At 61.0% G+C, this 26,090-nt stretch carries 22 protein-coding genes and 4 tRNA genes; 12 read left to right on the forward strand and 14 right to left on the reverse strand.

All coding sequences use genetic code 11. From position 1 onward, the window contains the following. The first annotated feature begins 75 nt into the window (after positions 1 to 75). Complete coding sequence (hemA, locus tag N008_RS07515) at positions 76 to 1,347, forward strand: glutamyl-tRNA reductase (RefSeq protein ID WP_044014965.1); 1,272 nt, start codon at positions 76 to 78, stop codon at positions 1,345 to 1,347. A 307-nt stretch (positions 1,348 to 1,654) separates the two neighbouring features. Here hemA and N008_RS07520 read toward each other — a convergent pair whose 3' ends face one another. After that, positions 1,655 to 1,963 carry an ArsR/SmtB family transcription factor gene (locus N008_RS07520; RefSeq protein ID WP_044014970.1) on the reverse strand — a complete coding sequence of 103 codons (309 nt, stop codon included), beginning with the start codon at positions 1,961 to 1,963 and terminating at the stop codon, positions 1,655 to 1,657. 242 nt (positions 1,964 to 2,205) lie between these two features. Here N008_RS07520 and N008_RS07525 point away from each other — a divergent pair, with 242 nt between their 5' ends. Together N008_RS07525 and N008_RS07530 are read left to right on the forward strand one after the other, a co-directional pair. Further along, entirely contained in the window at positions 2,206 to 3,435 is a 1,230-nt protein-coding gene (locus N008_RS07525; RefSeq protein ID WP_044014974.1) for a Glu/Leu/Phe/Val dehydrogenase dimerization domain-containing protein, read from the forward strand. A gap of 102 nt (positions 3,436 to 3,537) precedes the next feature. Beyond that, on the forward strand, positions 3,538 to 4,680 hold the full coding sequence (locus N008_RS07530; protein WP_052381305.1) for a mechanosensitive ion channel family protein: 1,143 nt from the start codon (positions 3,538 to 3,540) through the stop codon (positions 4,678 to 4,680). 97 nt (positions 4,681 to 4,777) lie between these two features. On the opposite strand, the gene N008_RS24035 is transcribed toward N008_RS07530, so the two are convergent. Together N008_RS24035 and N008_RS07540 are read right to left on the reverse strand one after the other, a co-directional pair. Next, a complete protein-coding gene (locus N008_RS24035; protein ID WP_044014975.1) occupies positions 4,778 to 5,701 on the reverse strand; it encodes a TerB family tellurite resistance protein in 924 nt (307 codons plus the stop codon). A 111-nt stretch (positions 5,702 to 5,812) separates the two neighbouring features. Next, entirely contained in the window at positions 5,813 to 8,347 is a 2,535-nt protein-coding gene (locus tag N008_RS07540; protein WP_156109094.1) for an AsmA-like C-terminal region-containing protein, read from the reverse strand. Between the two features lie 152 nt (positions 8,348 to 8,499). Here N008_RS07540 and N008_RS07545 point away from each other — a divergent pair. The 4 genes from N008_RS07545 to N008_RS07560 all read left to right on the forward strand — a co-directional run bounded on the left by N008_RS07545 (position 8,500) and on the right by N008_RS07560 (position 11,603). Next, a tRNA-Val gene (locus N008_RS07545) sits at positions 8,500 to 8,574 on the forward strand. Between the two features lie 27 nt (positions 8,575 to 8,601). Then, a tRNA-Val gene (locus tag N008_RS07550) sits at positions 8,602 to 8,676 on the forward strand. A 75-nt stretch (positions 8,677 to 8,751) separates the two neighbouring features. Continuing rightward, positions 8,752 to 10,359, forward strand: a complete 1,608-nt coding sequence (locus N008_RS07555; RefSeq protein WP_156109096.1) for a hypothetical protein — start codon at positions 8,752 to 8,754, stop codon at positions 10,357 to 10,359. Between the two features lie 71 nt (positions 10,360 to 10,430). After that, a complete protein-coding gene (locus N008_RS07560) occupies positions 10,431 to 11,603 on the forward strand; it encodes a GNAT family N-acetyltransferase (protein ID WP_044014978.1) in 1,173 nt (390 codons plus the stop codon). A gap of 176 nt (positions 11,604 to 11,779) precedes the next feature. Here N008_RS07560 and coaE read toward each other — a convergent pair whose 3' ends face one another. The 8 genes from coaE to N008_RS07600 form a co-directional block, all read right to left on the reverse strand. Beyond that, complete coding sequence (gene coaE, locus N008_RS07565) at positions 11,780 to 12,373, reverse strand: dephospho-CoA kinase (RefSeq protein WP_044014980.1); 594 nt, start codon at positions 12,371 to 12,373, stop codon at positions 11,780 to 11,782. Between the two features lie 203 nt (positions 12,374 to 12,576). Beyond that, entirely contained in the window at positions 12,577 to 13,563 is a 987-nt protein-coding gene (locus tag N008_RS07570; protein WP_156109098.1) for a hypothetical protein, read from the reverse strand. A gap of 83 nt (positions 13,564 to 13,646) precedes the next feature. Beyond that, positions 13,647 to 13,970, reverse strand: coding sequence for a preprotein translocase subunit YajC (gene yajC, locus N008_RS07575; RefSeq protein ID WP_044014989.1), 324 nt, complete (start codon positions 13,968 to 13,970; stop codon positions 13,647 to 13,649). Positions 13,971 to 14,143: 173 nt separating this feature from the next. Then, on the reverse strand, positions 14,144 to 14,659 hold the full coding sequence (locus N008_RS07580; protein WP_044014990.1) for a DUF1573 domain-containing protein: 516 nt from the start codon (positions 14,657 to 14,659) through the stop codon (positions 14,144 to 14,146). Positions 14,660 to 14,791: 132 nt separating this feature from the next. Next, a complete protein-coding gene (locus N008_RS07585; protein WP_044014991.1) occupies positions 14,792 to 15,793 on the reverse strand; it encodes an isocitrate/isopropylmalate dehydrogenase family protein in 1,002 nt (333 codons plus the stop codon). Positions 15,794 to 15,967: 174 nt separating this feature from the next. Beyond that, entirely contained in the window at positions 15,968 to 16,279 is a 312-nt protein-coding gene (locus N008_RS07590) for a YtxH domain-containing protein (RefSeq protein WP_044014992.1), read from the reverse strand. A 151-nt stretch (positions 16,280 to 16,430) separates the two neighbouring features. Next, positions 16,431 to 17,615 carry a transcription antitermination factor NusB gene (gene nusB, locus N008_RS07595; RefSeq protein WP_044014994.1) on the reverse strand — a complete coding sequence of 395 codons (1,185 nt, stop codon included), beginning with the start codon at positions 17,613 to 17,615 and terminating at the stop codon, positions 16,431 to 16,433. Positions 17,616 to 17,750: 135 nt separating this feature from the next. Next, positions 17,751 to 18,839, reverse strand: coding sequence for a Glu/Leu/Phe/Val dehydrogenase dimerization domain-containing protein (locus tag N008_RS07600; protein WP_044014996.1), 1,089 nt, complete (start codon positions 18,837 to 18,839; stop codon positions 17,751 to 17,753). 271 nt (positions 18,840 to 19,110) lie between these two features. Between N008_RS07600 and N008_RS07605 the strand changes: the two genes are divergently transcribed. After that, positions 19,111 to 20,898 (forward strand): ABC transporter ATP-binding protein, encoded by a 1,788-nt coding sequence (locus N008_RS07605; RefSeq protein ID WP_044014997.1) that lies wholly within the window; start codon positions 19,111 to 19,113, stop codon positions 20,896 to 20,898. 5 nt (positions 20,899 to 20,903) lie between these two features. Here N008_RS07605 and N008_RS07610 read toward each other — a convergent pair whose 3' ends face one another. The 3 genes from N008_RS07610 to N008_RS07620 form a co-directional block, all read right to left on the reverse strand. Next, the gene (locus tag N008_RS07610) at positions 20,904 to 21,386 is read right to left on the reverse strand and encodes a hypothetical protein (RefSeq protein WP_044014999.1); all 483 of its coding nucleotides are present in this window, start codon (positions 21,384 to 21,386) and stop codon (positions 20,904 to 20,906) included. Beyond that, positions 21,383 to 22,525 (reverse strand): NAD(P)/FAD-dependent oxidoreductase, encoded by a 1,143-nt coding sequence (locus N008_RS07615; protein WP_044015001.1) that lies wholly within the window; start codon positions 22,523 to 22,525, stop codon positions 21,383 to 21,385. Before N008_RS07615 ends, N008_RS07610 begins: the two co-directional genes overlap by 4 nt. Before the next feature lie 102 nt (positions 22,526 to 22,627). After that, positions 22,628 to 23,164: a T9SS type A sorting domain-containing protein gene (locus tag N008_RS07620; protein ID WP_044015003.1), complete on the reverse strand. Its 537-nt coding sequence runs from the start codon at positions 23,162 to 23,164 to the stop codon at positions 22,628 to 22,630. Positions 23,165 to 23,588: 424 nt separating this feature from the next. Between N008_RS07620 and fbaA the strand changes: the two genes are divergently transcribed. From fbaA to N008_RS23055, 4 genes are all read left to right on the forward strand, one after another. Continuing rightward, positions 23,589 to 24,671, forward strand: a complete 1,083-nt coding sequence (fbaA, locus tag N008_RS07625; RefSeq protein WP_044015005.1) for a class II fructose-bisphosphate aldolase — start codon at positions 23,589 to 23,591, stop codon at positions 24,669 to 24,671. Positions 24,672 to 24,942: 271 nt separating this feature from the next. After that, positions 24,943 to 25,016: transfer RNA gene (locus N008_RS07630), tRNA-Pro, on the forward strand. A gap of 107 nt (positions 25,017 to 25,123) precedes the next feature. After that, positions 25,124 to 25,197: transfer RNA gene (locus N008_RS07635), tRNA-Pro, on the forward strand. Positions 25,198 to 25,376: 179 nt separating this feature from the next. Next, complete coding sequence (locus N008_RS23055) at positions 25,377 to 26,057, forward strand: hypothetical protein (protein WP_156109099.1); 681 nt, start codon at positions 25,377 to 25,379, stop codon at positions 26,055 to 26,057. Positions 26,058 to 26,090 lie beyond the last annotated feature (33 nt).

The following is a 26,090-nucleotide window of genomic DNA, read 5'->3' on the forward strand; positions in this document are numbered from 1 at the left end:
ATAGGTTGCTGGCTGTTTTCACGGTACCAAATTGTGCCGTAATTTTGCCTTCTGCAATTGCAGTAGCCACCCGCTATGTCCCATCCTTTCAAGGCAGTCAGTCTTTCGTTCAAAAAAGCCCCCCTGCAAATTCGGGAGCTTATTGCACTGGACGAAGCCGCCTGCCGCCGCTTTCTGCACACGCTGCACCACGAGTTGGGCCTCACCGACCTGCTGGTGCTGAGCACCTGCAACCGGACGGAAGTGTACTACTCCGCCGACCTCGACTACAGCACCGCTATCATTGCCGCCCTGGGCAAGCTTAAGGGTTTGGCCGACGCCAGCAGCTACGAGCCTTACTTCGACCTACTCACCGAGGCCGATGCTGCCGTGCAGCACCTGTTTGAGGTAGCCATGGGGCTTGACGCCCAAGTAGTTGGTGACCTGCAGATCAGCAACCAGGTGAAGCAGGCCTACCAGTGGGCTGCCGACGAAGACGCCGCCGGCCCGTTTCTGCACCGGCTGCTGCACACCGTATTTTTCACCAACAAGCGCGTACAGCAGGAAACCAGCTTCCGCGACGGTGCCGCTTCCACCTCCTACGCCGCTCTGGAGCTGGTAGAGGAACTGACCGCCGACGTAGCCAACCCGCGCGTGCTGGTGGTGGGTCTGGGTGAAATCGGGGCGGACGTGTGCCGCCATTTCGGCGACAGCAAGCAGTTTCAGGACGTGACCATCTGCAACCGCACCCGCTCCAAGGCCGAAACGCTGGCCGAAGAGTGCGGCCTGAAGGTGCTGGACTTCGAGAACTTGGTGCAGGGCATGAAGGAAGCCGACGTCATCGTGTCGTCGATTGCGGCCGCCACGCCCTTCTTTACCCGCGAGATGGTGCAGCACCTTGACGTGCTCAGCTACAAGTTTTTCATCGACCTGTCGGTGCCGCGCAGCATTGAGGCCGAGGTGGAAACCGTGCCGGGCGTACTCGTCTACAACATCGACGCCATCCAGAGCAAGGCCTCGGCCGCGCTGGAGCGCCGCCTGGCCGCCGTGCCGCATGTGCGCGCTATCATTGCCGAAAGCATTGCCGGCCTCAACGACTGGAGCAAGGAAATGATGGTTTCGCCCACCATCCAGAAGCTCAAGAACGCGCTGGAGCAGATCCGGCAGGAGGAAATGGACCGCTTCCAGAAGAAGATGAGCCCCGAGGAAGCCCGCCGCATGGACGAAGTCACGAAGTCGCTGATGCAGAAGATCCTCAAGCAGCCCGTCATCCAGCTCAAAGCCGCCTGCAAGCGTGGCGAGGCCGACCAGCTGATTGACGTGCTAACCGATCTGTTTGATTTGGAACATCAGCCAACGGTAGCCTAGTCGCCTAATCGGGAATTATATAAGTAGCTCACAAGCGCAAAGGCCTTTTTCCAGCGGAAGAAGGCCTTTTCTGTTACCGCACCTTAGCTTACAGACGAATTTCTGAATCGACCTCCATCAGTTGGCGAGCAGGCCAGCTGATGGAGTCTTAGTCTATATACTAGACTGCGGCCGCCGCTACCTATCGGTGGCGGGCGACAGCAGAGAGTCAGTAACAGTTACAGTAGTCTAAGCCTACATGCCTAGTAACGAAAAAAGACCGTCTGATGGCGGTCTTTTTCGATTAGGAAGAACGAGTAGGCAGCGCCTACATCGTGTCGCAGCATTCTTCCAGCGAGTCGATAACGTCGAGCAACTTGGGAATGGACAGCGAGTAATAGATTTTGGTACCCACCTTGAACGACGACAGAATGCCGCGGTCTTTGAGGGTGATAAGATGCTGAGAAGCAATAGCCTGTGGCAAATCGAGCGAGCGGTAGATTTCCGTTACGGTCATCTTATCCTCTTTGCCCAGCAAATCAACAATGGCCAAACGCTTCGGGTGCGCCAGCACTTTGAGCATGGCGGCAGCCTTGTCTACTTTTTTGGATTCTACGCGTGACAGCAAAGGTTTCATAAGAAAGTACTACGGTGGCGAGGTGGAGGACGTTGTCGTCAGGAATATGCCTACTACGATATTTACGCCTCAAAGAGTTCCGGTAACAGAAATCGAACCAGAAAAACAGAGGCTATACAGGGCAGGCAGGCAACGCTATTTGCTGCCCTAACGCAGCAAAGACCCCAATTCTTACGGGGGGCTGCTTACCTTTGACCAACAAAATTATTGCCTTCCCTCCCCCACCCTTTTTCCTCCCATCCATGAAAGACCTGCTGGCTAAATTCGAGAATAAGCGCCCGGAAATTGTATTTGAATGGAAAGACGCCGAAACGGAAGCCGAAGGCTGGGTGGTAATTAACTCGTTGCGTGGTGGTGCGGCCGGCGGCGGCACCCGCATGCGCAAGGGCCTCGACAAGCGCGAGGTGGAAAGCTTGGCCAAGACCATGGAAGTAAAGTTTACGGTGTCGGGCCCCGCCATCGGGGGCGCCAAGTCGGGCATTAACTTCGACCCGCAGGACCCGCGCAAGCGCGGCGTGCTGGAGCGCTGGTACCGGGCCGTCATTCCGCTGCTCAAAAACTACTACGGCACCGGTGGCGACCTGAACGTGGACGAAATCCACGACGTGATTCCGATTACGGAAGACTACGGCCTCTGGCATCCGCAGGAAGGCATCGTGAACGGCCACTACCGCGCCACCGAGCCCCAGAAGATTCAGAAGCTAGGCCAGCTGCGCCAGGGCGTGGTGAAGGTGCTGGAAGACGCCGCCTTCACGCCCGACCTGAGCCGCAAATACACCGTGGCCGACCTGATTACGGGCTATGGCGTGGCCGAGGCCGTGCGCCACTACTACGAGCTGTGGGGCGAGCGGAGCGTGGCCGGCAAGCGCGCCATCGTGCAGGGCTGGGGCAACGTGGGCGCCGCGGCAGCCTACTACCTGGCCAGCCAGGGCGCCCGCATCACCGGCATCATCGACCGGGCCGGCGGCCTGATCAAGGAAGAGGGCTTCTCGCTGGAAGAAATTCGGACGCTGTTTCTGCAGCGCGAAGGCAACGCCCTCACGGCGCCGGATCTGCTGTCGTTTGAGGAGGTAAACCAGCGCATCTGGAGCAGCGGGGCCGAAATCTTCATTCCGGCGGCGGCCTCGCGCCTCGTCACGCGCCAGCAAGTGGAGCAGCTGATTGCGGGCGGCCTGGAGGTGATTTCGTGCGGCGCCAACGTGCCGTTCCAGGACCCCGAAATCTTCTTCGGCCCCACCGGCGAGTTTGCCGACCAGCACACGTCCGTCATTCCCGACTTCGTGGCCAACTGCGGCATGGCCCGCGTGTTTGCCTACCTGATGGAAACCAACGCCGAAATCACCGACCAGGCCATCTTCGGCGACACCTCGCGCATCATCCGCCGGGCCCTGGAGCGCACCCGCTTGCAGGGCGATTCGCGCACCGGCGTGGCTCAGAAATCGTTTGAAATGGCCCTGCGCCAGCTGGTATAGTTGTTAGAGCGTCGGCAATAGGGCTTGGTGGTTAGGCAATAGACGGCCCAATATCACCAAGCCCTATTGCCTAGGCCCTATTTCCTAAGCCCTACAGATAGAATGACCCTTACCGAAATCCTACATTACCGCTTTCTGGGCAACAACGTAGCCGCCTACCTCTGGTGCTTAGGCATTTTGCTGTTCGGCTACGCGTTCAAAACGCTGCTTTCACGGCTAGTGTCGCGGGTGGTATTCCGGTTTATCCGTCGGAAAACCGAGGGAGTTAGTGAGGAACAATTTCAGGCGCTACTGATCCGGCCGTTGTCCATCGTGGTGTTTTTCGTGACGATTTACTTGGCGTTTCAGGTGCTTGATTACCCGGTACGCAGCTCGGAGCTGACCCGCAACGAACCTTGGCCGAAAGTGGCGCTGTTCCGGCTTTACCAGATCGGCATCATCTGGGGCGTGGCCTGGATTGCCCTGCGCCTCGTCGATTTTGCCGTGCTGGTGTTTCGGCGCCGCACCAGTGCCGGCGGCAGCCTGCAGGCCGAGCTGGTGCCGTTTGCCAAAGACCTGATGAAGGTACTCATCATTGTGCTGGCCTTTTTGGGCATTCTGGGCCGCGTGTTTGGGGTTGACGTTACGGCCCTCATTGGTGGCCTCGGCATCGGGGGCCTAGCCGTGGCTTTTGCCGCCAAGGAAAGCCTCGAGAACCTGATTGCCTCGTTCACCATCTTCCTCGACCGGCCCTTTGCCGTCGGCGACCTGGTGGAAGTAGGGGCCGTGTCGGGCACGGTAGAGAAGGTGGGGTTCCGCAGCACGCGCCTGCGCACGGCCGAGAAAAGCTACGTCACGGTGCCCAACAAGTCCATGATCGACAAACCGCTGGACAACCTTTCGCTGCGCACAGCGCGGCGCGTGAGCTTCACGCTGGCCCTGAGCCACACCACCTCCAGCCAGCAGCTGCACCGCATTGTGGAAGAAGGCAAGCGCCTCATTGCCGAAAATGCGCTGGTCACCAAGGACGTGCAGATGCAGTTTTCGGCCCTGACGCCGGCCGCTAAGGAAGTGACCGTGCAGTACTTCGTGGAAACTACCAACTACGACGAGTACCTGCAGGTGAAGGAAGAGCTCAACTACCGCCTTGTGGAAGTAGTAGAGCAGGCCGGCGGCCACTTTGCCAGCACCGGCAATACCGTGGTGCAGCTGGCGCCCGGCAGCCGCTTCGACGGCCTCAACTCTGCAGGCACGCCCACGGTGTAGCGACCGGGCGTCGCCATTCTGGATAAATGGAACACGAAAAAGCCGGCTACCTCAATGAGGCAGCCGGCTTTTTTATACTGAGAAGGAAGCGGGCATACTACCGGCCACCGCCGAGCAGGCCGCCGAGCAAGCCGCCCATGCCGCCGCTCATCAGGCCACCCAGGCCGCCACCGCCGGCGCTGCGGGGCTGCGAGCCGGGCTGGCCACCCAGGCCGCCCAGAATCGACATCAGCGAGCCGAGGCCTCCGCTGCCCACGTGCGAGCCCTGCTGCGGCACGCTGCCATAAGAGCCCTGCGCTCCGGCCGACGAGTTTCCACCGCCCAGCACGCCGCTCAGCAGGCCGCCACCGAGCAGACCGCCCAGCAAGCCGCCCATCGAGCTGCCGCCCATGGCGCCGCCCATCAGGCCGCCCAGGGTGCCGCCGCCCATCGCGCCGCCCAGCAGACCACCGCCGCTGCTCTGGCTACGGCCGCCGCTCATCACCTTCGACAATACCATCGGGGCCACTACGCCCAGCAGGCCGGCCATCAGTGCGCCTTTCGGGATGCCGGCGCTTTCCAGCTTGTCGGTGATGCCGCCGAAGAAGCCCTGCTTGGCCGGGTCGCTGGCATCGTGCGGTACGTGGGACGCCTGGTCTACCACCTGGTTCAGTGTCTGGGTTTGCTGAGGCGTGATGCCGAGGTAAGCCGAAATCTTGTTGATCATGGCTTCCTCATCGTTGGCGTAAGCGCCGTCGGCGCGGGCAAAACTGATGAGGTCCGTAACGAGTGAGTAGCGCAGGTCGCTGTTGCGGAGCGCGTCGAGGTTGCTCTTGATGCTTTCGTTGCTGGCGTCGCGGGCGGCGCCCAGTACCTGCTGGGTAGCGCCACCCGAGAGGCCGGCCTCATGGGCCAGCTGTTGCAGAAACTCTATTTCGGTGGCGGAGGCTTCCCGATCGGCTGAAGCGAGGCTGGCAATAACGCTCAGGTAGGCCGCTTTTTCGGAATCGGAGTAGTTCTGGAGAAGTTGGGAATTGCTCATCGTCGGGGCAGTTGGAAGGCAGTGGATAAAATTACTGCTGACCTTAACGCACGCCATCTGATTTGGTTAACGCCTTGGCTCTTCTCCTTTCGCAGGCCGATGCCCGCCACACTAAAATTCGAAATACTCGCCGGTCTGGGGCTGTGCAGGCTTCTTCGCGGGCGGCTTTTTCAGCTCGAAGGGTTTGCGCGGCTCTGGAGCCGGTATGGCCGGGGCCGCGGGGCCAGGCAAGCCGGGGCGGCTGGCGGGGCGGGCGGTTTCGCGCGGGGCAGTTGGCACCCGGCCCGGCTGCGGGCGCCGGTCGTAGCTCACCCGGAAGTTGTCTTCATCGCCCTGAATAGCCAGCAGCAGACTGGGGCCAGTGGCCATGCCCACAGTGCGCTGCAGCAGCCCGGGCAGAATCGGGATGTTGAGGTGATAGTCCATCTGCTGGTCGAAGGTGTGGGTGCCCGTCACCCGGATCAGGGAGGCGGCCCGCACGTTGGAGCGGATTTCCATTTCGGGCAGGTACACCGTGCGGCTCTGGATGTAAACCGGCGTGGTGAGCTGGGCGAAGCGCAAGTGCCGCAGCCGCTCCCGCCCGGCAATCATGAACAGCTTCTGCAGCGGCTCGAAGTTGTTGAGCTCCCCGTTGCGCACCTGCAGGTTCAGCTCGGCCTCCAGACGGTTGGTGAGCGGCATGAGGGCGCCGTCAAAGTACAGGTCCGACTCGGCAGTAGCCGTGAGGGCCCCGCGCAGGTGCCGCGCCGTAATGAACTGCTGGCCGAAATCCTCGAAGGTGTAAAAGAGGCTATCCAGCGGCAACTGCTGGCAGCTGATGGTGGAATGCAGGTGCAGCAGCCGCGGCTGGCGGGCATCGAGCGTGCCCCGGAAGCTGACCTGGCCCCCGCCGGCGCGCACCGTCAGGGAGGGCGCACTCAGCACCTGCTGCTGCAGCCGGATGGTGCCGCGCAGCTGCCGCCCCCGAAACCGCCGAAACCGCAGCCGCTCCACCTGCGCCCGCACGTTCAGGGCCAGCTGGGTGGGCAGCCGGAATTCGTAGCTGCTGGCTCCGGGCGTGCCGGCGCCGGTGGCCGTGGCAGGCCCAGCGGGCGCGGTCAGGCGCAGGAGCTGGTCGAAATCCAGGAGCCGCGACGTCAGGTCGGCGTCGAGCAGCAACGTCTGGTTGGGCAGCAGCGCCCAGGCCAGGGCATTGCGCAGCCGTCCCTGCAGCCGGAAATCTGACCCGCCCACCCGGCCCGTGAAGCCCGCCACCGCCACCTCGCGGCCCTGCAGCCGGAAGCTGCCCGTAAGGCCCGTGAGGGGCTGGCGCAGGTCGCGCAGGCGCAGCTGCACGTTCTGGAGCTGCAGCGTACCGCTGGCCTGCACCGCCGCCGTGGCCGGCCGGGCCCGAAACTGCCGCAGGTTGCCGGCAAACGCCAGCGCCAGCTGGGCCTGCCCCTGCCCGCCCGGCACGGCCGCCACCGGGTAGAACTGCAGCGCCTGCGCCACATCCAGGTCGGCGCGCACCTGCAGCTGCACGGTAGGATCCTGGAAATTGGCGTAGCGCAAGCTGCCGCTGAAAGGCCGCCCGCGCAACGTGCCGCGCACGTTCTGCAAGCTCAGCACCGAGGTGCGCGCCGCCTGGGCCGCGCCGTTGCTGAAGGTGCCCGCCAGAAACACGTGCTCCACGGCCTGCCGCAGCTCGGGGTGATAGAAGGAAGCGTCGCGGCAGCCAAACCGGGCCTCAATGCGCGGGCTGGCCCGCCCCGACAGCTCCCCGCGCACCGTGCCCCCAAAGTACACGGCCCCGCGGCTGCGGTAGGCGCGCAGCCGCCGCGCCACCCGCGCCGGCAGCAGCGCCAGCACCGACTGCACATCGGTGTTGCGGCCCGCCACCTGCAGATCCAGCTGCACGGCCCGGCGGTAGTCAATCCGGCCGCCCAGCTCGTAGGACGCGGCGCCCACCCGCAGCTCCGAGGGCTGCAGGGTCACGAGCCGCGCGTCCCGGTCCACGCGCAGGCGGGTGTTCAGGGTGAGGGGTTTGTTCTGGAAGTACGCGTCGGGGCCCAGCTGCAGGGCTTCCACGTGGGTGCGGCCCTGGGCCACGATATCCACCAGTGGACCCTGCACGTCCAGCTGGGCGCGCACGTCGTGGGCCTGCACGGTGTAGCGCTGCTGGCGCTGGTCGTCGGCGTACACGGTATTCACGCGCTCCAGCTGGATGTTTTCCAGGGCGAAGGCCAGCGGCTGGCGGCTGGGCGCGGCGGTGGTATCGAAGCGCAGCACGTCGTAGTTGGGGCGGCCCTGCGCGTCGTGGCGCACCCACACGCGGCCGTCGGCCAGCGTCACGGCCCGGATGCGGTAGTGGCCGCGCAGCATGTCCCAGGCGTCGAAGGCGCAGTAGAGGCGGCGCGCCCGGGCCAGCGGCACCGTGTCCTGCGGAAGCGAGCCGCTCACGCGCAGCTCATGCAGCGTGATGGAAACGCGCGGAAACTGGTCCAGCACCGACACCTCCATGCGGCCCACCTGCACGGGCGTGGCAAGGTAGCGGTTGGCCTCCTGCACAAACAGCGCAATGATGCGCTCCTGCCCCAGCCACACGCCCCCAACCACCGCCGCCACCAGCAAAACCAGCCCGGTCAGAAAAAAAATAGCACTCGCCACAGCTTTCCCAATCTTCGAAAATTTCTGACTCTAAAAGAGTTGCCTGCAAAACAGCCCGGTCCCGAACATTTTTCCGTGCTAAAGTTCGCACAAAGTGTTGCGTAATCAGAAACGACCTGCCATATTTGCATCCCCAACGGGACACGCCCAACGGGAGATTAGCTCAGCTGGTTCAGAGCATCTGCCTTACAAGCAGAGGGTCACTGGTTCGAACCCAGTATCTCCCACTTTTTATTTTAGTACATTACCCTATCGGGAGATTAGCTCAGCTGGTTCAGAGCATCTGCCTTACAAGCAGAGGGTCACTGGTTCGAACCCAGTATCTCCCACACCCCAAAAGGACAGCCCTACCGGCTGTCCTTTTTGTTTCCGGCCGGCTGGCTGTGGTATTGCACATGTTTTATATGATGGCTACTACTGGGCGCTGGCGCTGGCTTGTTTCCTTTGTGTTCTTTGTAACACTTCTTCTGCTAGGCATTGCGCTGCACCGTGACTATGGTGTATCGTGGGATGAGCCGAATAACCACCTGAACGGGCTCGTTACGCTCAAATACTTAGCGAATTTGCTCCCCGCCGACAATACGCTGCGGCACCACCCAACCTTTCTCACTACCCCCAACCTGCGCGAATTTCCTGACTCGCACCACGGGCCTGTTTTTGAGGTAGCAGCCATTGCAATAAGCTACCTGATTACCGACCACGACTCCCGATCGTACTTTTTTGTGCGCCACTTCATGGTGTTCAGCGTTTCTATGCTGGGGATATGGGCACTCTACAGGCTAGGCACCTACTGGCTGCGCGACTGGCGCTGGGGGCTTTTAGGGGCTAGCATATTGGTAGCGTCGCCACGCTTTTTTGCGGAATCCTTCTACAACGGCAAGGATATCGTGTATATGGGCTTCTTCACGCTGTCGATGTTCACGCTGACACGCCTGTTGCGCCGCCTCTCTTTGGGCCGGGCTATTGTGCACGGGTTTGCCACGGCACTTACAATAGACGTGCGGGTTCACGGCAGCCAGCTACTATTATTTACGGCGCTGGCCCTGTTATTAGAACGCCGCTATACTACTTCAGCGTCATCCTCAACTGCATCATTAGGCCGCCTTTTCTCGGTTTATGTAGCCACTACGCTGATAGTTGCAACGGCTGGCTGGCCTTATCTATGGGCTCATTCACTGCCTGAACTGTTGGCGGTTAGCAAGCACGCCGTCCGCTATCCATGGGGTTTCACTAATTTCTATCTGGGCCAGCACTTGCTGGTTGAGCAACTGCCGTGGCACTACATCCCCGTTTGGATACTCATTACGACGCCCATCCCATACATAGTGGCAGCACTAGCAGGACTGCTATTGGCAGCACGCCGCGTTACACAGCAACGTGCTACCGTGCTACGCACAGCTAACGGCCGTTTGGCCGCCTTGCTGGCTCTCTGGCTGCTAGCGCCACTGGCGCTGGTCATGAGCACACATGTGGTAGTATACGAAGGCTGGCGCCACCTATATTATATATACCCCTCTCTGGTGCTTTGGGCCGTTTGGGGAATACGAGAACTGGTAGACTGGGGCCGGGCTGTGGGCCTGCGCAGGAGGCTAGCACACCTTCTATTGACTTTGGGAGCCCTGGAAACCGCTCACACGATTGTTCGCATTGTTCAAATGCATCCTCATCAGAACGTGTACTTCAGCTTTCTGCCAGGCGATGTAGTTGACAAGAACTTTGAGCGAGACTACTGGTGCTTGGCTTACCGGCAGGGACTGGAATGGATCCTAGCGCACGACGCTTCGCCAAGTCTGAAAGTCAACGTGTTCTGGCACTACCCGCTACGCAACAATTCTTTGATTCTTCCTCCCCATGACCGCGCCCGCCTAAGCTACACCCCCGATTCTACCGCCCGTTACTACTTAGCCGGCTACCGTTGGCATCCACAATCCTATCTGGATTCGCTCGGCACAGAAGTATACAGTATCCGGGAAGGCGGTGTGAAGGTACTATCTGTTTTCCAACGGTACTAAGAACGGTTGCCTTGCAGTGCGATAGTACATTTTAGCGGATATTTGCCCCCTTTCCTGCTATTCTGCCTGCCATGCTCCTGCTCGAAGTTACGGATGCCGCCCGCGCCCGCCAGTTCCGCGACCTGCCCGTTCGCCTCTACCACGGCCACCCCAATTGGATTGCGCCCCTCGACCACGAGCTGGAGGCCGTTTTCGACCCAAAAAAGAACCCCAACTTCGCGCACGGCGAGGCCATTCGCTGGATTCTGACCACCGAGGCCGGCGAGGTAATGGGCCGGGTGGCGGCCTTCGTGAACGGCAGCACTGCCCACACCGAGCCGGCGCTGCCTACCGGCGGCATGGGCTTTTTTGAGTGCATTGATGACCAAGCAGCGGCCAACCAGCTCTTCGAGGCATGTCGGGCGTGGCTGGCGGCGCGGGGCATGGACGCCATGGACGGCCCCATCAACTTCGGCGAGCGAGACCGGTACTGGGGGCTGCTGACGGACGGATTTACCGAGCCCAACTACGGCATGTTTTACCACCTGCCCTACTACCAGCAGCTGTTTGAAACCTACGGCTTTCAGCTGTATTTCAAGCAGTACACCTGCTACCGCGAAATAGCCGCACCGCTGCACGCCCGCTTCTTCGAGGCCACCGAGCGCTACGCCGCGCAGTTTCCGGAGTTCCAGTTCCGGCACGCCAGCAAGCGCGACCCGGAGCGCATAGCCCGCGACTTCCACCACGTGTATAACCTGGCCTGGGCCAACCACAGCGGCATTGCGGCCATGACCCTGGAAAAGGCCCGCGACTTGGTGCGCCAGATGAAGCCCGTGCTGGATGAGCGCCTGGTGTACTTCGCCTACCACAACGACGAGCCGATTGCCTTCTTCGTGAGCTTACCCGAGCTCAACCAGCTGTTCAAGCACGTGAGCCGCAATTTCAACCTCTGGAACAAGCTGCGCTTCCTGTGGCTGAAGCACCGCTACGAGCAGCGCACCGACAAAAAAGGCTTCGGCGTGATATTCGGGGTGGTGCCGGCGTGGCAGGGCAAGGGCATCGAGCTGGCCCTGATGGTGCACGCCCGCGCCGAGATGATGCGGGCCGGCTACACCGAGTTTGAGATGAACTGGATTGGCGACTTCAACCCGCGCATGCTGGCCGTTATCCGCTCCATCGGGGCGCGCATCTACAAAACGCACATCACCTACCGCTACCTCTTCGACCGGGAGCGGCCCTTTGAGCGCAGCCCGATTATCCGGTAGTCTGGTCGGCTGTCATTGCGAGCAGAGCGAAGCAATCCTTCCTCTCGTGGCAGACACTTTCCTTACAGCAAAGCCCTCCGGCGTTAGTGTACCACACTACTGCCGGAGGGCTTTCTGCTGAGGGTCGTTTGTCTCACGGAGAGGAAAGATTGCTTCGCTCCGCTCGCAATGACAGGCTATTTGCTGAACTGTGCGTGCAGCTCAAGTACCTGCGGGATGAGCAGGTGCTCGTCGTCGTTGCGGACGATGTGATGGGCGCGCTGCATCTTTTCCTCTTCGCTGAGCTGCTTGCCGATGATGGCCAGGATGTCGGCGGGGGTGCGGTGGGGGTCGCGGCGTAGCACGCGGGCCTGGCGCACGGGCAGCGGGGCAAACACGGTGATGACCTGGTCGAGGCCCTTGTACGCCCCCGATTCAAAGAGCAGGGCGGCTTCCTTCAGCAGGTAGCGGTGGCCTTCCTGGGCACGGGCGGCGCTCCAAGCGGCAAAGTCGCGGCCGACGGCGGGGTGCACCAGCGCATTGAGGCGGGCCAGCTCGGCGGCATCGGCAAAGGCGACGCGGCTCAGGTGCACGCGGTTCAGCTGGCCGGCGGCGTCAAAGGTTTCGGGTCCGAAGGCCGCTACCAGCTCATCGCGCAGCTGCGCATCGTTGGCCATCACCCACTTAGCCCGGAAGTCTGAATCGTACACGGGCACGCCCAGCACCTGAAACAGCCGGCACACCACGCTCTTACCCGAGCCTATCCCACCCGTAATTCCAATTCGAAGCATAATCTGGTGATGAGGTGATGAGGTGATGAGGTGACAGGTGACAGGTGACAGGTGACAGGTGACAGGTAAAATAAGAACGTCATTCCGAGCGGAGCGAGGAATCTTGCGTGCTGATGTTGCAATAATAATCCAACGTCAGCACGCGAGATTCCTCGCTCCGCTCGGAATGACGTTCTTTTTTACCCTATTACTTCTTCACCCCACTACTTCATCACCTCATCATCCCCGTTCACAGATACGCGGACGGTGGGGGTGATGACGCGACGGCCCCGGACGAGGGCCGGCACCTGGGCCAGCACGGGCTGCAGGCTGGAATCGGGGCCGGCGAACTGGCCGTAGTGGAGCTGCACGCGGACCTGGCTGCGCTGCTGACTGAGGCGGGCGCTATCCTCGGGGAAGCACTGCAGGCGCACCTGCACCGTGGCCGGCCGCAGCTGGTACTCCCGGCCCGCCGGAAACCCGGATAGCTCGGGCACTACGCGCATCAGCACGCTCACCAGCGGGCGGGGCTGCAGGCGCACGCGCACCTCGGGCACACTGGTTTTCACTAGGTCGGGCCCACCGATGGGCACGCTCATGTCGCCGTTGGAGCTGCTGGCCGGGGCGCGGGGCAGGTGCACCGGGTAGGGGTTGGACAGCGCCAGCACCTGCCGCGCCGGCCCTTGAAACACCACCGAAGCCGGCGTGAAACGGGCCGCAAACGGCAGCGCCGAGCCGTCGGCGGCGGGGCTCAGGGCCAAAGGCAGCCGGCGGCTCAGCAGCCGGTCGAAGGCCACCCACAGCGTATCCGAAATCAGGTAGTTGAACTGCAGCCCTTCCATGGAGGCCTGCAATGCTGGGCGCACCACTCGGCCCGTTACGTAGCGCGTGGCGGGCAGCCCAGGCAGCGTGATTTCGGCGGGCTTCATGTCCAGCATCAGGTGCTTGCGCAGCAGCTTCCAGCCCCGCGTGGTCACGTTCACGGCTACCTCGGTAGGGAGCGGCTGCACCGGTACGTAGCGCGTGGCATCGTAGCGCCAGGCCAGCGGATAGGCAATGCGGGTGGTGTAGGTTTTGTTGAGGGCATTGAGCAGCCAGAACGTGCTGGCCGCCAGAAAGCACGCTGTTACGGCCCGCCAATAGCTCCGCTCCTGCCCGTAAAACGGGCTGAAAAACCAGCGCATCAACTGGGCAGAGCGGTTTAGCGGCATCGGGTACGGAGTAAGGTTTCGGGCTTGGCAAGCCAGGACGAAGGCAACTCCCTGTCGGCGTTGTCCTTCGTCCCGGGTCTGGCTTACGCTACAGTGTCTTTTACGCTGTCCTTGGCGGGCTTCACTTCGCGGGCAATGGCCGAACGGTCGAACTTGAGCTTGGTGCCGCGGTCCACTTCAATGATAACAGCTTCATCAGTGAGGTCCACCACTTTGCCGTGCAGGCCGCCGATGGTTACCACGGTAGCGCCTTTGCCAATCGACTCGCGGAATTTCTTGGCTTCGGCGGCTTTGCGTTGCTGGGGCCGGATCATGAAGAAGTAGAGCACCACCGCAATGGCCACCGGAAACAGATACGACATAAAGCTCTCGTTGGTAGCAGCCTGCAGCAAAAGGGTAGCAAACATGTAAAAAGGCGTGAGGAGGTGAAAAAGAATGAGGTGGCAAGGTACTGCCATCCGGGGTAACGCGAAGGACCCTATGCCAGCAGAACCGCCGACGTTGTCGCGACGCGTTCCGCTGCCATAAGGTCCTTGGCGCAGCTCAGCCTGGCGGGTCGGCCAGGCTCAGCAAAGAGGCACTACTGCCGAACCGGGCCCTGCGCGCCGTCGGGCAGGATGTTGGCCTTGATGGCAATAACCGTGGTGCTGGGCGTGGTGTTGGCCTGCACCGAAATCTGCTTGTTCTGCATGCCCGACTTGCCGTGGCTGTCGAACTGCACGTCAATCGTGCCGGTGGCGCCGGGCGCAATCGGCTCTTTGGTCCAGTTGGGCGTGGTGCAGCCGCACGAGGCGGTGGCGTTGCCAATCAGCAGCGGCGTTTTGCCGGTGTTGGTGAACGTGAACGTGTGCTTCACCACCGAGCCGGGCTGGATGTCGCCGAAGTCGTGGTCCGACTCGGTGAAGGTCATCACCGGGGCGTTGGGGTTGGGCACCTCCGTTTCGTTGGTCACGTTGGGGTTGTCCACAGTGGGGTTGGCGGCAGCCTCGGTGGCGGCGGCATTCATGCCTTCGGCGCCCACTTCCGTGGTTTTGTCGGTGTTGCAGGCGCTGGTCAGCAGAGTGCCGGCCAGCAGGAAAAGGAACGTGCGTTTCATGGAAGGAGAATTGGAATGTAGCAGAAGCTTAAGCTTGTGCCGGATAGCAACACAACAAGCGGCAGCCCGAAAACGGTCAAACACGCTTGGTCCCGCTGACGGCACAGACTAAAGCCTATGCTACAGGATGGGCTACTGCAAATTAGCAATAATCGACTGGGTGAACTCGCTGGTCGAGGCCGTGCCGCCCAGGTCGCCGGTGCATTTTTCCTTGGTCTTGAGGGTGGCTTCCAGAGCCTTCTCAATCCGGTCGGCGTGCTGGTGCTCGCCGAGGTGGTGCAGCATCATCAGGGCCGAGCGCAGCAGAGCCGTGGGGTTGGCTTTGCCCTGGCCGGCAATGTCGGGGGCCGAGCCGTGCACGGCTTCAAAGATGGCCATGTCGTCGCCGATGTTGGCACCGGCTACCACGCCCAGGCCGCCCACGAGGCCGGCACACAGGTCCGACAGGATGTCGCCGAACAGGTTGGTGGTGACCACCACGTCGAACTGCTCGGGTTTGCCCACCAGCTGCATGCACATGTTGTCGATGATCTTGTCTTCGAACACAATGTGCGGAAACTCGTTGCTGGCTTCCTTGCAGGCGTTCAGCATCAGGGTGCCGGCCATCTTCAGGATGTTGGCTTTGTGGGCCAGGGTCACCTTCTTGCGGCCGTGCTTGTCGGCGTAGGCGAAGGCGGCGCGGCAGATTTTGCGCGAGCCTTCCTTGGTGATGCGGTTGAACGAGTCGGCAATGCCCAGGCGCTCATCGTACACTTCCAGGCCCGAGTACAGGCCCTCGGTGTTTTCGCGGAACAGCACCAGATCAATGCCCTCGTAGCGCGTTTTGATGCCGTCGGTGGTTTTGGACGGGCGCACGTTCTGGTAGAGGTCGTACTTCTGGCGCAGCGTCACGTTGATGCTGCGGAAGCCCTTGCCCACCGGCGTCGTGATGGGGCCTTTCAGCGCCACGCGGTTTTTCTCCAGCGACGTCAGCAGCGCCTGCGGAATCAGCTCGCCCGACTGGTCGAAGGTGGTCTGGCCGGCGTTCTGCTCTTCCCATTGCACCGGCACCTGGGCCGCCGTGAAGATGTCCGTAACAGCTTTCGTGATTTCCGGGCCGATGCCGTCGCCTGGGATGAGGGTGATAAGGTGCATTGTATTGATTTGCTGATTGTTTGATGTACTAAGGTGCCGCTAGGACCAGCGTTGCCCATCGGCAGCGCAAAGGTACCCAAGCGCGGCCGGTGCTGAAAATGAAAATGTGCTGACGCGCTGCCGACAGTTTCCTGCACGCAGCACCTCAGCACATCGTCACGTTCGGTTGGTCACTTAAACTGTCTTGCGCGAGTTGATCTGGTTGATGAGCTGATCCACGTCGCCGAGCAGCTGCTCGGCCTTGCTCTTGGCGTCCTGAATCACGCGCTGGCCTTCGCTCTTGGCCGAGCTGGGCCCCTGGTCGGCGCGGTTGGTCACCAGATTCTCGGTGAGGTCGGCCAGGGTTTCGCGGTACTTCTCCAGCTGATAGCTCAGCCAGCTGCGGGTTTCACGGCCTTTTTCAGGCGCATACAGGAGGCCAATGGCGGCGCCGGCCAGGGCTCCGCCCGCGAAGCACAGAATACCGGTAGTGGTTTTGCTACCCATTTTTTTAGTCTTGAGTATGAAGTAGGGAGTAAGGAGACAAACTTGATGAGCTTGAGTACGAAGTAACGCACAAACGAGATGCAACTTGCCCGGGGTCAGCAAAACCGGCGCCGCCTGCTCTGCTTGCCCGATACCAGGCTCCCACCACGCCTTACTGGTTGTCGAGCAGGCCCCGGCCCGACTTGCGGATGGCGCCGCTGGCGGTCAGGTCCTGGGCTAATTTATCCAGAATCCCGTTCACGAACTGCTTGCTCTTGGGCGTGCTGTAGATTTTGCTGATTTCGATGTACTCGTTGATGGTCACTTTCACCGGAATACCCCGGAACAGGTGCATCTCGCAGAGCGCCATCTTCAGCAGAATCTTGTCGGTGAGGGCCACGCGGTCCACGTCCCAGTTCTGCACCGATTCGGCAATCAGCTTCTCGTACTTGTCGTCGTCGGCCAGGGTCTGCTGGTAGAGGCTTTCGGCAAACTCCTTGTCCTCGGCCCAGTTTGCCGACAGCGCCATCAGCTCCAGCTCCTCGGTGGCGGGCTCGTCGAGCATCTTCACCGTCTTGAGCACCAGGTTTTTCACGATGGACCGGTTTTCCTCCCAATTCAGGTCGTCTTCCTCGATGTAGCGGGGCAGGTTCTCGCCCTTGAACACGTAGGTTTTGTAGAGGTGCTTGAGCATCTCCTGGTCCTCGGTGTAGTTGCCGGCCGGGGCGGCCAGGTAGCTGATCAGCTCGGGGTCCTGGCGCATTTCGTTGCGCCAGGCCATGCGCAGGGTTTCCATTTCCTCTTCGCCGTGCCACTGCTGGGCCCGCCGGATGGTGAGGGCCTGCAGCTGCGTATTGCCGATAAGCTTCTGAATCACCAGGTTTTCTTCGAGGCGCGTGGTGTCCAGGGCCGGCTCCGCAGACGCAATGTGCTTGCGGGCGGCGCGGGCCTTATCTTCCTCAATCACCTGCAACAGCGACTCGGGGATGTTGAGCAGGTGCAGGTACTGGTCGTGAATGCTCTCGGCGGCGTGCACCATCTGGCCGCCGTAGAAGGTGCCGTCTTTGGCAATGGCCTTCTTGTAGAAGCTGATGGCATCCTGCACCGCCGAATGGATGGCAGCGTCGTCGCCCTTTTCGGGTTCTTCGCCGGTTTTGTGCCAGTCCTTGAACACCACCTCCGCCAACTTGCGCTGGCCCTGCAGCTTGCGCCGGTCCTGCGGTTCGGGCGAAGTCAGATCGGGCGCGAAGGCATCCGCAATCCGGTCATTGGCCAACAAAAAATCGGACCCGACGGCCTGATGGTAGGCGTACAGGGCCTGCATGACCTTGATGCGGAGCGTGCGACGGTTGAGCATTCTGGAGAAGATGATGAGGCCAGCGGAACGTCATTCCGAACGGAATGAGGAATCTCGCCAGTGTGGTAAAATCAGTTACTATACTGGCGAGATTCCTCGCGCTGCTCGGAATGACGTTCTTTTTTGCCTCAAGTATTAGAAAGTGGATTTGACTTTGCCGAGCGAGGCAATGCGCTCCTCAGCCTGCCGGGTGGCGGCGGCTTGCGGGTGGCTTTGCTCCTGTTCGGCTTTGTTGAGAACCTGGGTGGTGATGTCGTAGATTTTCTCGGTCTGGGTGAGGGCCGACTGACGGCTGCCCCCAATAACTTCCGAATATACGTTGATCAGGCCACCGGCATTGATGAGGAAGTCGGGGGCGTACACGATGCCGCGCTCCACAAGGGCCGGGCCGTGCGTGTTTTCGTCCTGGAGCTGGTTGTTGGCGCAGCCCGCCACCACGCGGCACTTCAGCCGGTCGATGGTGTCGTTGTTGATGGTAGCACCCAGCGCGCACGGCGAGTAGATGTCCACATCCTGGTCGTAGATTTCGTCGAGGCCCACGGCGCGGGCGCCGAAGCGGGCGGCGGCTTCCAGGGCGCGGTCTTCGTAGTAGTCGGTGAGCACCAGTTGGGCGCCTTCCTTCTGCAGATATTCCAGCAGATACGTGCCCACGTGGCCCACGCCCTGCACCGCAATGCGCTTGCCGGTCAGCGAATCAGACCCGAACGCCTTTTTGGCGGCAGCCTTCATGCCCATGTAGGTGCCGTAGGCCGTCACCGGCGACGGGTCGCCGGAGCCGCCCATGCTTTCGGGCAGGCCCGCCACGTGCTTGGTTTCCATCCGGATGTACTCCATGTCCTTGGTGGTCATGTTCACATCCTCGGCCGTAATGTACTTGCCGTTGAGGTTTTTCACGAAGCGGCCAAACTTGCGCAGCAGGGCTTCGGTCTTCAGGCTCTGGTCGCCGATGATGACGGCCTTGCCGCCGCCCAGGTTCAGACCCGAAATGGCGGCTTTGTAGGTCATGCCGCGCGAGAGGCGCAGCACGTCGTTGAGGGCTTCGGCGTCGGAGGCGTAGTGCCACATGCGGGTGCCGCCCAGGGCCGGGCCCAGCACCGTGTTGTGGATGCCGATGATGGCGCGTAGCCCGGTTTCGTGGTCGTGGCAATATACCACCTGCTCGTGCTGGTGCTCGGCAATCTGACTGAAGACCGACGTATCGGTTACTTGCTGGATTTCAACCATGGGATGAAGAAATGGGGGTGGGTGGGAGGAGGAGGGAGAGGGAAGAGAGCGGGGCGTGTAACTTTGGACGCTGTAGCGCGAAGCGAGACTTCATTTACGTTGAAGTTGAGCAGTTTGGTGCTGCCCGCTGTTTCGTACGTATAGAACCCCACGACGAGGCACAGGCCTCAATTCGGGTGCAAAAGTAACCCTATTTCCGGTTCCGGCCATCGGTTGCGCTACCTTCGTGGCTGGCGGGCCATAGAGTGGCCGGCCTCTATCCTCTTCTGCCGTGCGCGCACTTTCCGCTACCAACAAATACCTGTTTCGCTATAAATGGCACTTCCTGGGCGGCGTGCTGTTTGTGGCCCTAAGCACGCTGCTGGCCATTTTCCCGGCCCAGATTGTGCGCTACGCCTTCGATCTGGTGAGCGAGGGCATCGACCTGTACCACCTGTTTGCGGGCACGTCGGCGCAGGGCGAGGTGTACTCGCTGTTCGGGCGCAACGTGCTGCTCTACGGCACGCTCATTATTGTGCTGGCGCTGCTACGGGGCGTATTTCTGTTCTTCATGCGCCAGACGCTCATCGTGATGAGCCGGCTGGTGGAAAACGACCAGAAAAACGAAATCTACCAGCACTACCAAAGTTTGCCGCTGGCTTTCTACCGCCGCCACAGCACCGGCGACCTGATGTCGCGCATTTCGGAGGACGTGGGGCGGGTGCGTATGTACATCGGGCCGGCCCTGATGTATTTCATGCAGCTCGTCATCCTGTTCATCCTCATCGTGCCGCTGATGCTGATGGTGAACGTGAAACTGACGCTCTACACGCTGCTGCCGCTGCCGGTGCTGAGCGTGAGCATTTTCTACGTGAACACGCTGATTGAGCGCAAGTCCGACGAAATCCAACGCTCTTTGGCCGCCATGACCACCTTCGTGCAGGAGGCGTTTTCGGGCATCCGGGTGCTGAAGTCGTTTGTGCGGGAGCAGGACTCGCACCGGCAGTTTGCCATTGCCTCGGAGCACTACAAAGACAAGTCGTTGAGTTTGAACTTCGTGAACTCGCTGTTTTTCCCACTGATTCTGTTTCTGGTGGGCCTCAGCACCATCGTCACGGTGTGGCTGGGCGGGCAGGAGGTTATCCGGGGCACCATCACCACGGGCAGCATTGCCGAGTTCCTGATTTACGTGAACCTGCTCACCTGGCCCGTCACGGCGCTGGGCTGGACCAGCAGCCTGGTGCAGCGCGCCGAAGCCTCGCAGGCCCGCATCAACGAGTTCCTGGACCAGAAAACCGACATCGTGTCGCGCGAGAACGTGCAGCAGGAAATCCAGGGCGACATCGTCTTCGACAACGTCAGCTTCACCTACCCCGACACCGGCATTCAGGCCCTGCGCAACGTGAGCTTCCGCATCCGGCCGGGCCAGACGCTGGCCGTCATCGGCAACACCGGCTCGGGCAAAAGCACCGTGGCCGTGCTGCTCTGCCGGCTGTTCGACGTGAGCGAAGGAGCCATCAAAATCGACAGCGTGGACGTGCGCAACTACGCCCTCACCAGCCTGCGCGAGCAAATCGGCTACGTGCCCCAGGACGTATTCCTGTTCTCGGACAGCATCCGCAACAACATCAACTTCGGCCTCGACCAGCCCGACGAAACCCGCATGCAGCAGGCCGCCAAAGACGCCAACGTCTACGACAACATCATGCGCTTCCCCGAAGGCTTTGACACGAAAGTGGGCGAGCGGGGCATTACGCTGTCGGGCGGGCAGAAACAGCGCGTGAGCATTGCGCGGGCTTTGGTTAAAGAGCCCAAAATCCTGATCCTCGACGACTCGCTGTCGGCCGTGGATACCAACACCGAAAACGCCATTCTGGGCGCCCTGCAGCGCATCATGCACAACCGCACCAGCCTCATCATCTCGCACCGCGTGAGCTCCGTGAAGCTGGCCGACGAAATCCTGGTGCTCGACGACGGCCAGATTGTGCAGCACGGCACCCACGAGGCCCTGATGCAGGACGAAAACGGCCTGTACCGGGCGCTGTATGAGCGCCAGCTGCAAAGCGAGGACGCGGCGTAGGCGCTTTAGAAACTCTCCGCTACGCGGCACCAACGGGTTACTTGTCCGGCACCTGACAGCGCGAACATATAATGCGTCGCCCCATGCTTACCGCCCACGGCCACTCTGACAAACCACTCCTCAGCAAGCTGAGTGGCGGAGAACACCACCAGCAATGGCCGATGCTTACGGACAGTGCAGCCTCGTTTCAGCCGGGAGCTGGTCCAGGTCAGGCTCATTGACTGGCGGGGTGTGGCGGCAGCGGCGGCGCCTGCGAGTTGGTCACGAACAGAATAGCCGTCAGCCGTAAAGCACGGCGGCAGATGCTGAAATTGCGAAGCCCGTGAATCTGTTTTGCCGCAGAACGCCAAGTCAAATTGATATTGCGGCAGCACGTTTTCCACGAAGAAATCAAGCGCCGCCTGTTCGTATCGGATGACGGAGTGTTGCGCACGTAGTTCCGGCAGAGGCAGCAGTAGCATCAGGCTGAAAAGCAGAGCTGTTTTCATATTCCGTTCAGCATCTCGGCTGCCCGCCGCCCTACCCCGGCGCCCAGCGCCACGCCCATCCCGTTGCAGCGTAGCGCCCCGAACACGCCCGGCGCCAGGGGCCGCACAATTGGCTCCAAATCAGACCCGAAGGCCATCACACCACTCCATCGGTAGTCGATGCGCACGGCGCGGCCGGGCAGGATTACGTCATGCAGCAGCTCCTCCAGATACTGCTGCACCCGGGGCGTGAGGCCGGGCTTGGTGGTGGCTTCGGCGGCGAAATCAAGGTGGCGGCCGCCGCCGAGCAGGAGGCGGCCGTCAATCTGGCGGAAGTAGGTGTAGCCACGGTCGTAGTGGAAGGTGCCGGGCAGGTGCAGGTCGGCTATGGGCTCCGTGACCAGCACCTGCCCGCGGCCGGGCTGCGCGTCGAGCTCCGGGAAAAACTGCTGGCTGAAAGCGTTGGTGGCCAGCAGCACCTGCGGCGCCTGGATTTCGCCCAGCAGCGTCCGGATGCGGACCTGCGCCGGGCCCGGCTCCAGCCCCAGGGCCGCGCAGCCATGCAGCACCACTACGCCCGCGGCCCAGGCCTGCCGCAGCAGCGCCTCCATCAGCCGGCCGGTGTGTAGCGCACCTTCGGCCGTATTCTCCAGCATGGCACTGACGCCGGCAAAGCCCGTGACGGGCACCTGCGCGGTGGCGTCGCGGAACACGTCGGGGCGGCCGATAATGGGGGCCAGCAGTTCGTTGTAGTACGGCAGGGCGGCGCGGCAGCGGGCCGCCAGCTCGGCCTCGGCCGGCCGGAACAACTCGTAGCCCCCTACCGGCTGATACTGCAGCGCCTCGTCGCCGAGCAGGGCCCGCAACTCGGCCAGCCCTTCCCAGCGGGCCTGCACCACGGCCAGCAGCGCGGCCGTGCCGCCCCGCGCCTCCTGCTCCAGCAGCTCCGACACGCTGCCGAAACAGGCGAAACCGGCGTTTTTGGTGCTGGCCCCGTTGGGCAGCACGGAGCGCTCCAGCACCAGCACGCGGGCCGCCGGGCGCAGGCGGCGCAGGTGCAGCGCGGCCGTAAGCCCCACAATACCAGCCCCAATGACGACCACGTCGAAGCCCTGCAGAAACGACTGGTGCTCCCAGTAGGAAAGACTTGAGATGCTCATGCCGGAAAAATAAGGAACCGTGCGGCTTTGCGCCAGCGTGTGGGCATAGAAAAGCCCGCCCGGCGCAAGCCAGACGGGCCTCTTAGCTCCGGCAGGCAGCGCCTAGCGCCCTACCATCACGCGCTTCATGCCGCGCCGCTCGCCGGAGGTGCACTGCACCAGGTAGGCCCCGGCCGGCAGGTTGCTCACGTCGAGGGTGGCTACTTCATTGCTGTTGAGCAGGTCGCGGGTGATAACGGGGCGGCCATCGGGGCCGTTGATTTCCACGCGCGTGGGGTTGCTGGAATTGGTGCGCACCGTGAGGCGCTTGGTCACGGGGTTGGCTTCGGCGCGCACTTTCAGCGGGCCCGTGTTGGTGGGTTGCTGCACCATTTTGTCGGTGACGAGGGCCGGCGGCGCGGGAGGCGTTTCGTCCTGCTTGGCTGCCACCGTTGCCGGCTTCTTGGTAGCCGGCGCGGCGGGCTTAGCGGCCGGCTTCGCTACGGGCCGGGCAGCACCGGCGGGGGCCGGAGCCGGCTTTTTGGCGGCGGGCACGGGCTTTTTAGCAGCAGGCTTGGGGGCGGGCTTGCTTTGGGCCTGAGCAGATATCGACAGCGCCGTAGCCAGAGCCAGCCAAACGAGAGTAACGAGTGTTTTCATACGCACGCCTAACGCGAAAGGGATGAGGGGTAGTATCGGGTAAAGATAACCAATATTCGCATCAGCCTGCTACCTGACCGCTAAAGTTCTCACCATCAGAATTTTCAATATCTATTCTCTCCGATATTTTATATCGGCGGGCCTACCTGCCGTAGCCGGTTCTGGCGGAGTTAAGGCCGCCTACCAGAACCGAAATTTTGTGCCAGCCTCTCCCCACACGGCTCGGTCCCATCAGCCGCACGTAAGGCCCAGCGTATATCATTAATTACTCATTGAATATCAATATCATACACCTTAACTCAACCCTTTTGAAACGGGCCAGCGGACGGCCTGCCACCAAGCCACAAAGGCGCCCGATGGCGGCTGCTAAGCAGAAAGTGAGTAAGTTCGAAGCCTCACAAATTCCATCTCCATCTTTCCTGCAATGGCTGCACAATCACTGACCGGGCTGCGTGCCGGCGTCCTGCACGGCGACGAAGTTCAATCCCTGTTCCACTACGCCAAGGCAAATGCGTTTGCGCTGCCGGCCGTCAACGTAACGGGCACCAACACGGTAAATGCCGTGCTGGAAGCCGCGCACGAGGTAAACTCGCCGGTTATCGTTCAGTTCTCCAACGGTGGAGCCCAGTTCTTCGCCGGCAAGTATCCTTCCAATGATGGCCAGCGCGCCAGCATTGCCGGCGCCATCTCGGGCGCCCAGCATGTGCACGCCATGGCCGAGCTCTACGATGTGCCGGTGATCCTGCACACCGACCACGCCGCCAAAAAACTCCTGCCTTGGATCGACGGCCTGCTGACGGCCGGCGAAAAGCACTTCGCCCAGTATGGCCAGCCGCTCTACAGCTCGCACATGCTCGACCTGTCGGAGGAGCCGATTGAGGAGAACATCGAAATCTGCAAGCACTACCTGGAGCGCATGGCCAAAATCGGCATGACGCTGGAAATCGAGCTGGGCGTAACCGGCGGCGAGGAAGACGGCGTGGACAACTCCGACGTGGACAGCTCCAAGCTCTACACCCAGCCTTCGGAAGTGGCCTATGCCTATAAGGAGCTGAGCGAGGTGAGCCCACGCTTCACGGTGGCCGCGGCCTTCGGCAACGTGCACGGCGTGTACAAGCCCGGCAACGTGAAGCTGCAGCCCAAGATTCTGCACAACTCGCAGCTCTACGTGCAGGAGCACTTCAACACCGGTCCGCAGCCCGTTGATTTCGTGTTCCACGGCGGCTCGGGCTCGACGCAGGAGGAAATCCGCGAGGCCATCAGCTACGGGGCCATCAAGATGAACATCGACACCGACCTGCAGTGGGCGTTCTGGGAAGGCATTAAGAACAACTACGTGAAAAACGAAGGCTTCCTGCAGGGCCAGATCGGCAACCCCAACGGCGCCGACTCGCCCAACAAGAAGTACTACGACCCACGCGTGTGGCTGCGCGAAGGCGAAAAAACCTTCGTCGCCCGCCTCAAGCAGGCCTTCGAAGACCTGAACGCCGTGAACCGTCGCTCCTAGGCTTTTGCTTGGGCCAGCCCAAAAAAAACCGTCCCTTCTGCTCTGCGGAAGGGACGTTTTTTTGGGCTGGCTGATGCCGGCACAAGTTTTTTTCATTGGCTTTCGTGGTGCTGCGCCACAACACAAGCTGCAGAATATGAGGCGTATTCAGGCCAGAACCGACCCCGGAAACGAGTCCAAAAAGCCGAATACAGGCGCCGCAGACGCAATTTTCTTCGGCAGCTATTGCGCAACTCTCACTTCTTCGCTTACCTTTGTGTCTCAATTCTATCGGGGTGTAGCGTAGCCTGGTATCGCGCCAGCATGGGGTGCTGGAGGTCGTAGGTTCGAATCCTGCCACTCCGACCGAAGAATTTCTTGCCCGAAAAGCCTCTGGGAACCCCACCCGGAGGCTTTTTTCGGCAAAACCGACTGAGTTGCCCGGTGCAGATCATCGCACCAACGGCACAGTTCGGGGTGTAGCGTAGCCCGGTATCGCGCCTGCTTTGGGAGCAGGAGGCCGCAGGTTCGAATCCTGCCACCCCGACTTCGTTTTAAGAAAAGGCCCTGCTGAACACATGTTCGGCAGGGCCTTTTTTATTTGCGTTTATAACGCACTGAAAGTCTGAGTAAGAGCAACCTCTCTATAGCGTCGAGCCTCTCCTACACATATCACTGGCTTAATACTTGCAGCATCCGCCGCTGTACATTTTTATCCTTTCTTATATGAAAAAGCTCGCTACTAGCTTGCTATTACTTGGTGCGGCCACAGCGGCCCACGCGCAAACCTCTGCCGGAACTGTATTGCTTGGCGGCAGTGTCGGGTACGGGTACTCTAAAGACGAAGGCTCGTATGGCTCTTCACAATCCGAACGAACCCGTTATGAATTCAGTTTTTCGCCAACTGCCGGATATTTTGTAGCTGATAATCTTGCTGTCGGGCTCGCGGGAACCATTCAAACTGATAAGCGGAAGGAGCCTTACATTGACTATAACCAAGCATCATCTCCAGCATACTCGTTTGAGTTTACCTCGTCTTATAAATCCATAGGCCCGTTTGTCCGCTACTACAAAATGCTAAGCGAAAAAGCCGGGTTTTATGGCCAGCTAGCTGGGGGATATCGGACAGGGCACTCAAGCTCAGAAAGCAATGCTCCTCTTTTTGAGAGTTCCGATGGCAAGTACAGAGGTTCATATGCCACTCTAATGCCTGGCTTTGTCTTTTTCCCAACACCCAAATTTGGCCTAGAATTGACCTCTGGCAACCTTGGTTATTTCAACAATAAAAATACACAAGAACCAACGCAGCAACGGCCAAGGCAAGAGAATAAGTCCTCGGGCTTTGGTGCCTACTTTGGCCTGCAGAATCTTACTATTGGAGCGTCTTTTTACTTAGGCGGGAAATAGTCATCTATACCTTGCGTGAGCTAACGAAACGGC

The organism is Hymenobacter sp. APR13 (genome assembly GCF_000737515.1).
Taxonomy (GTDB): domain Bacteria; phylum Bacteroidota; class Bacteroidia; order Cytophagales; family Hymenobacteraceae; genus Hymenobacter.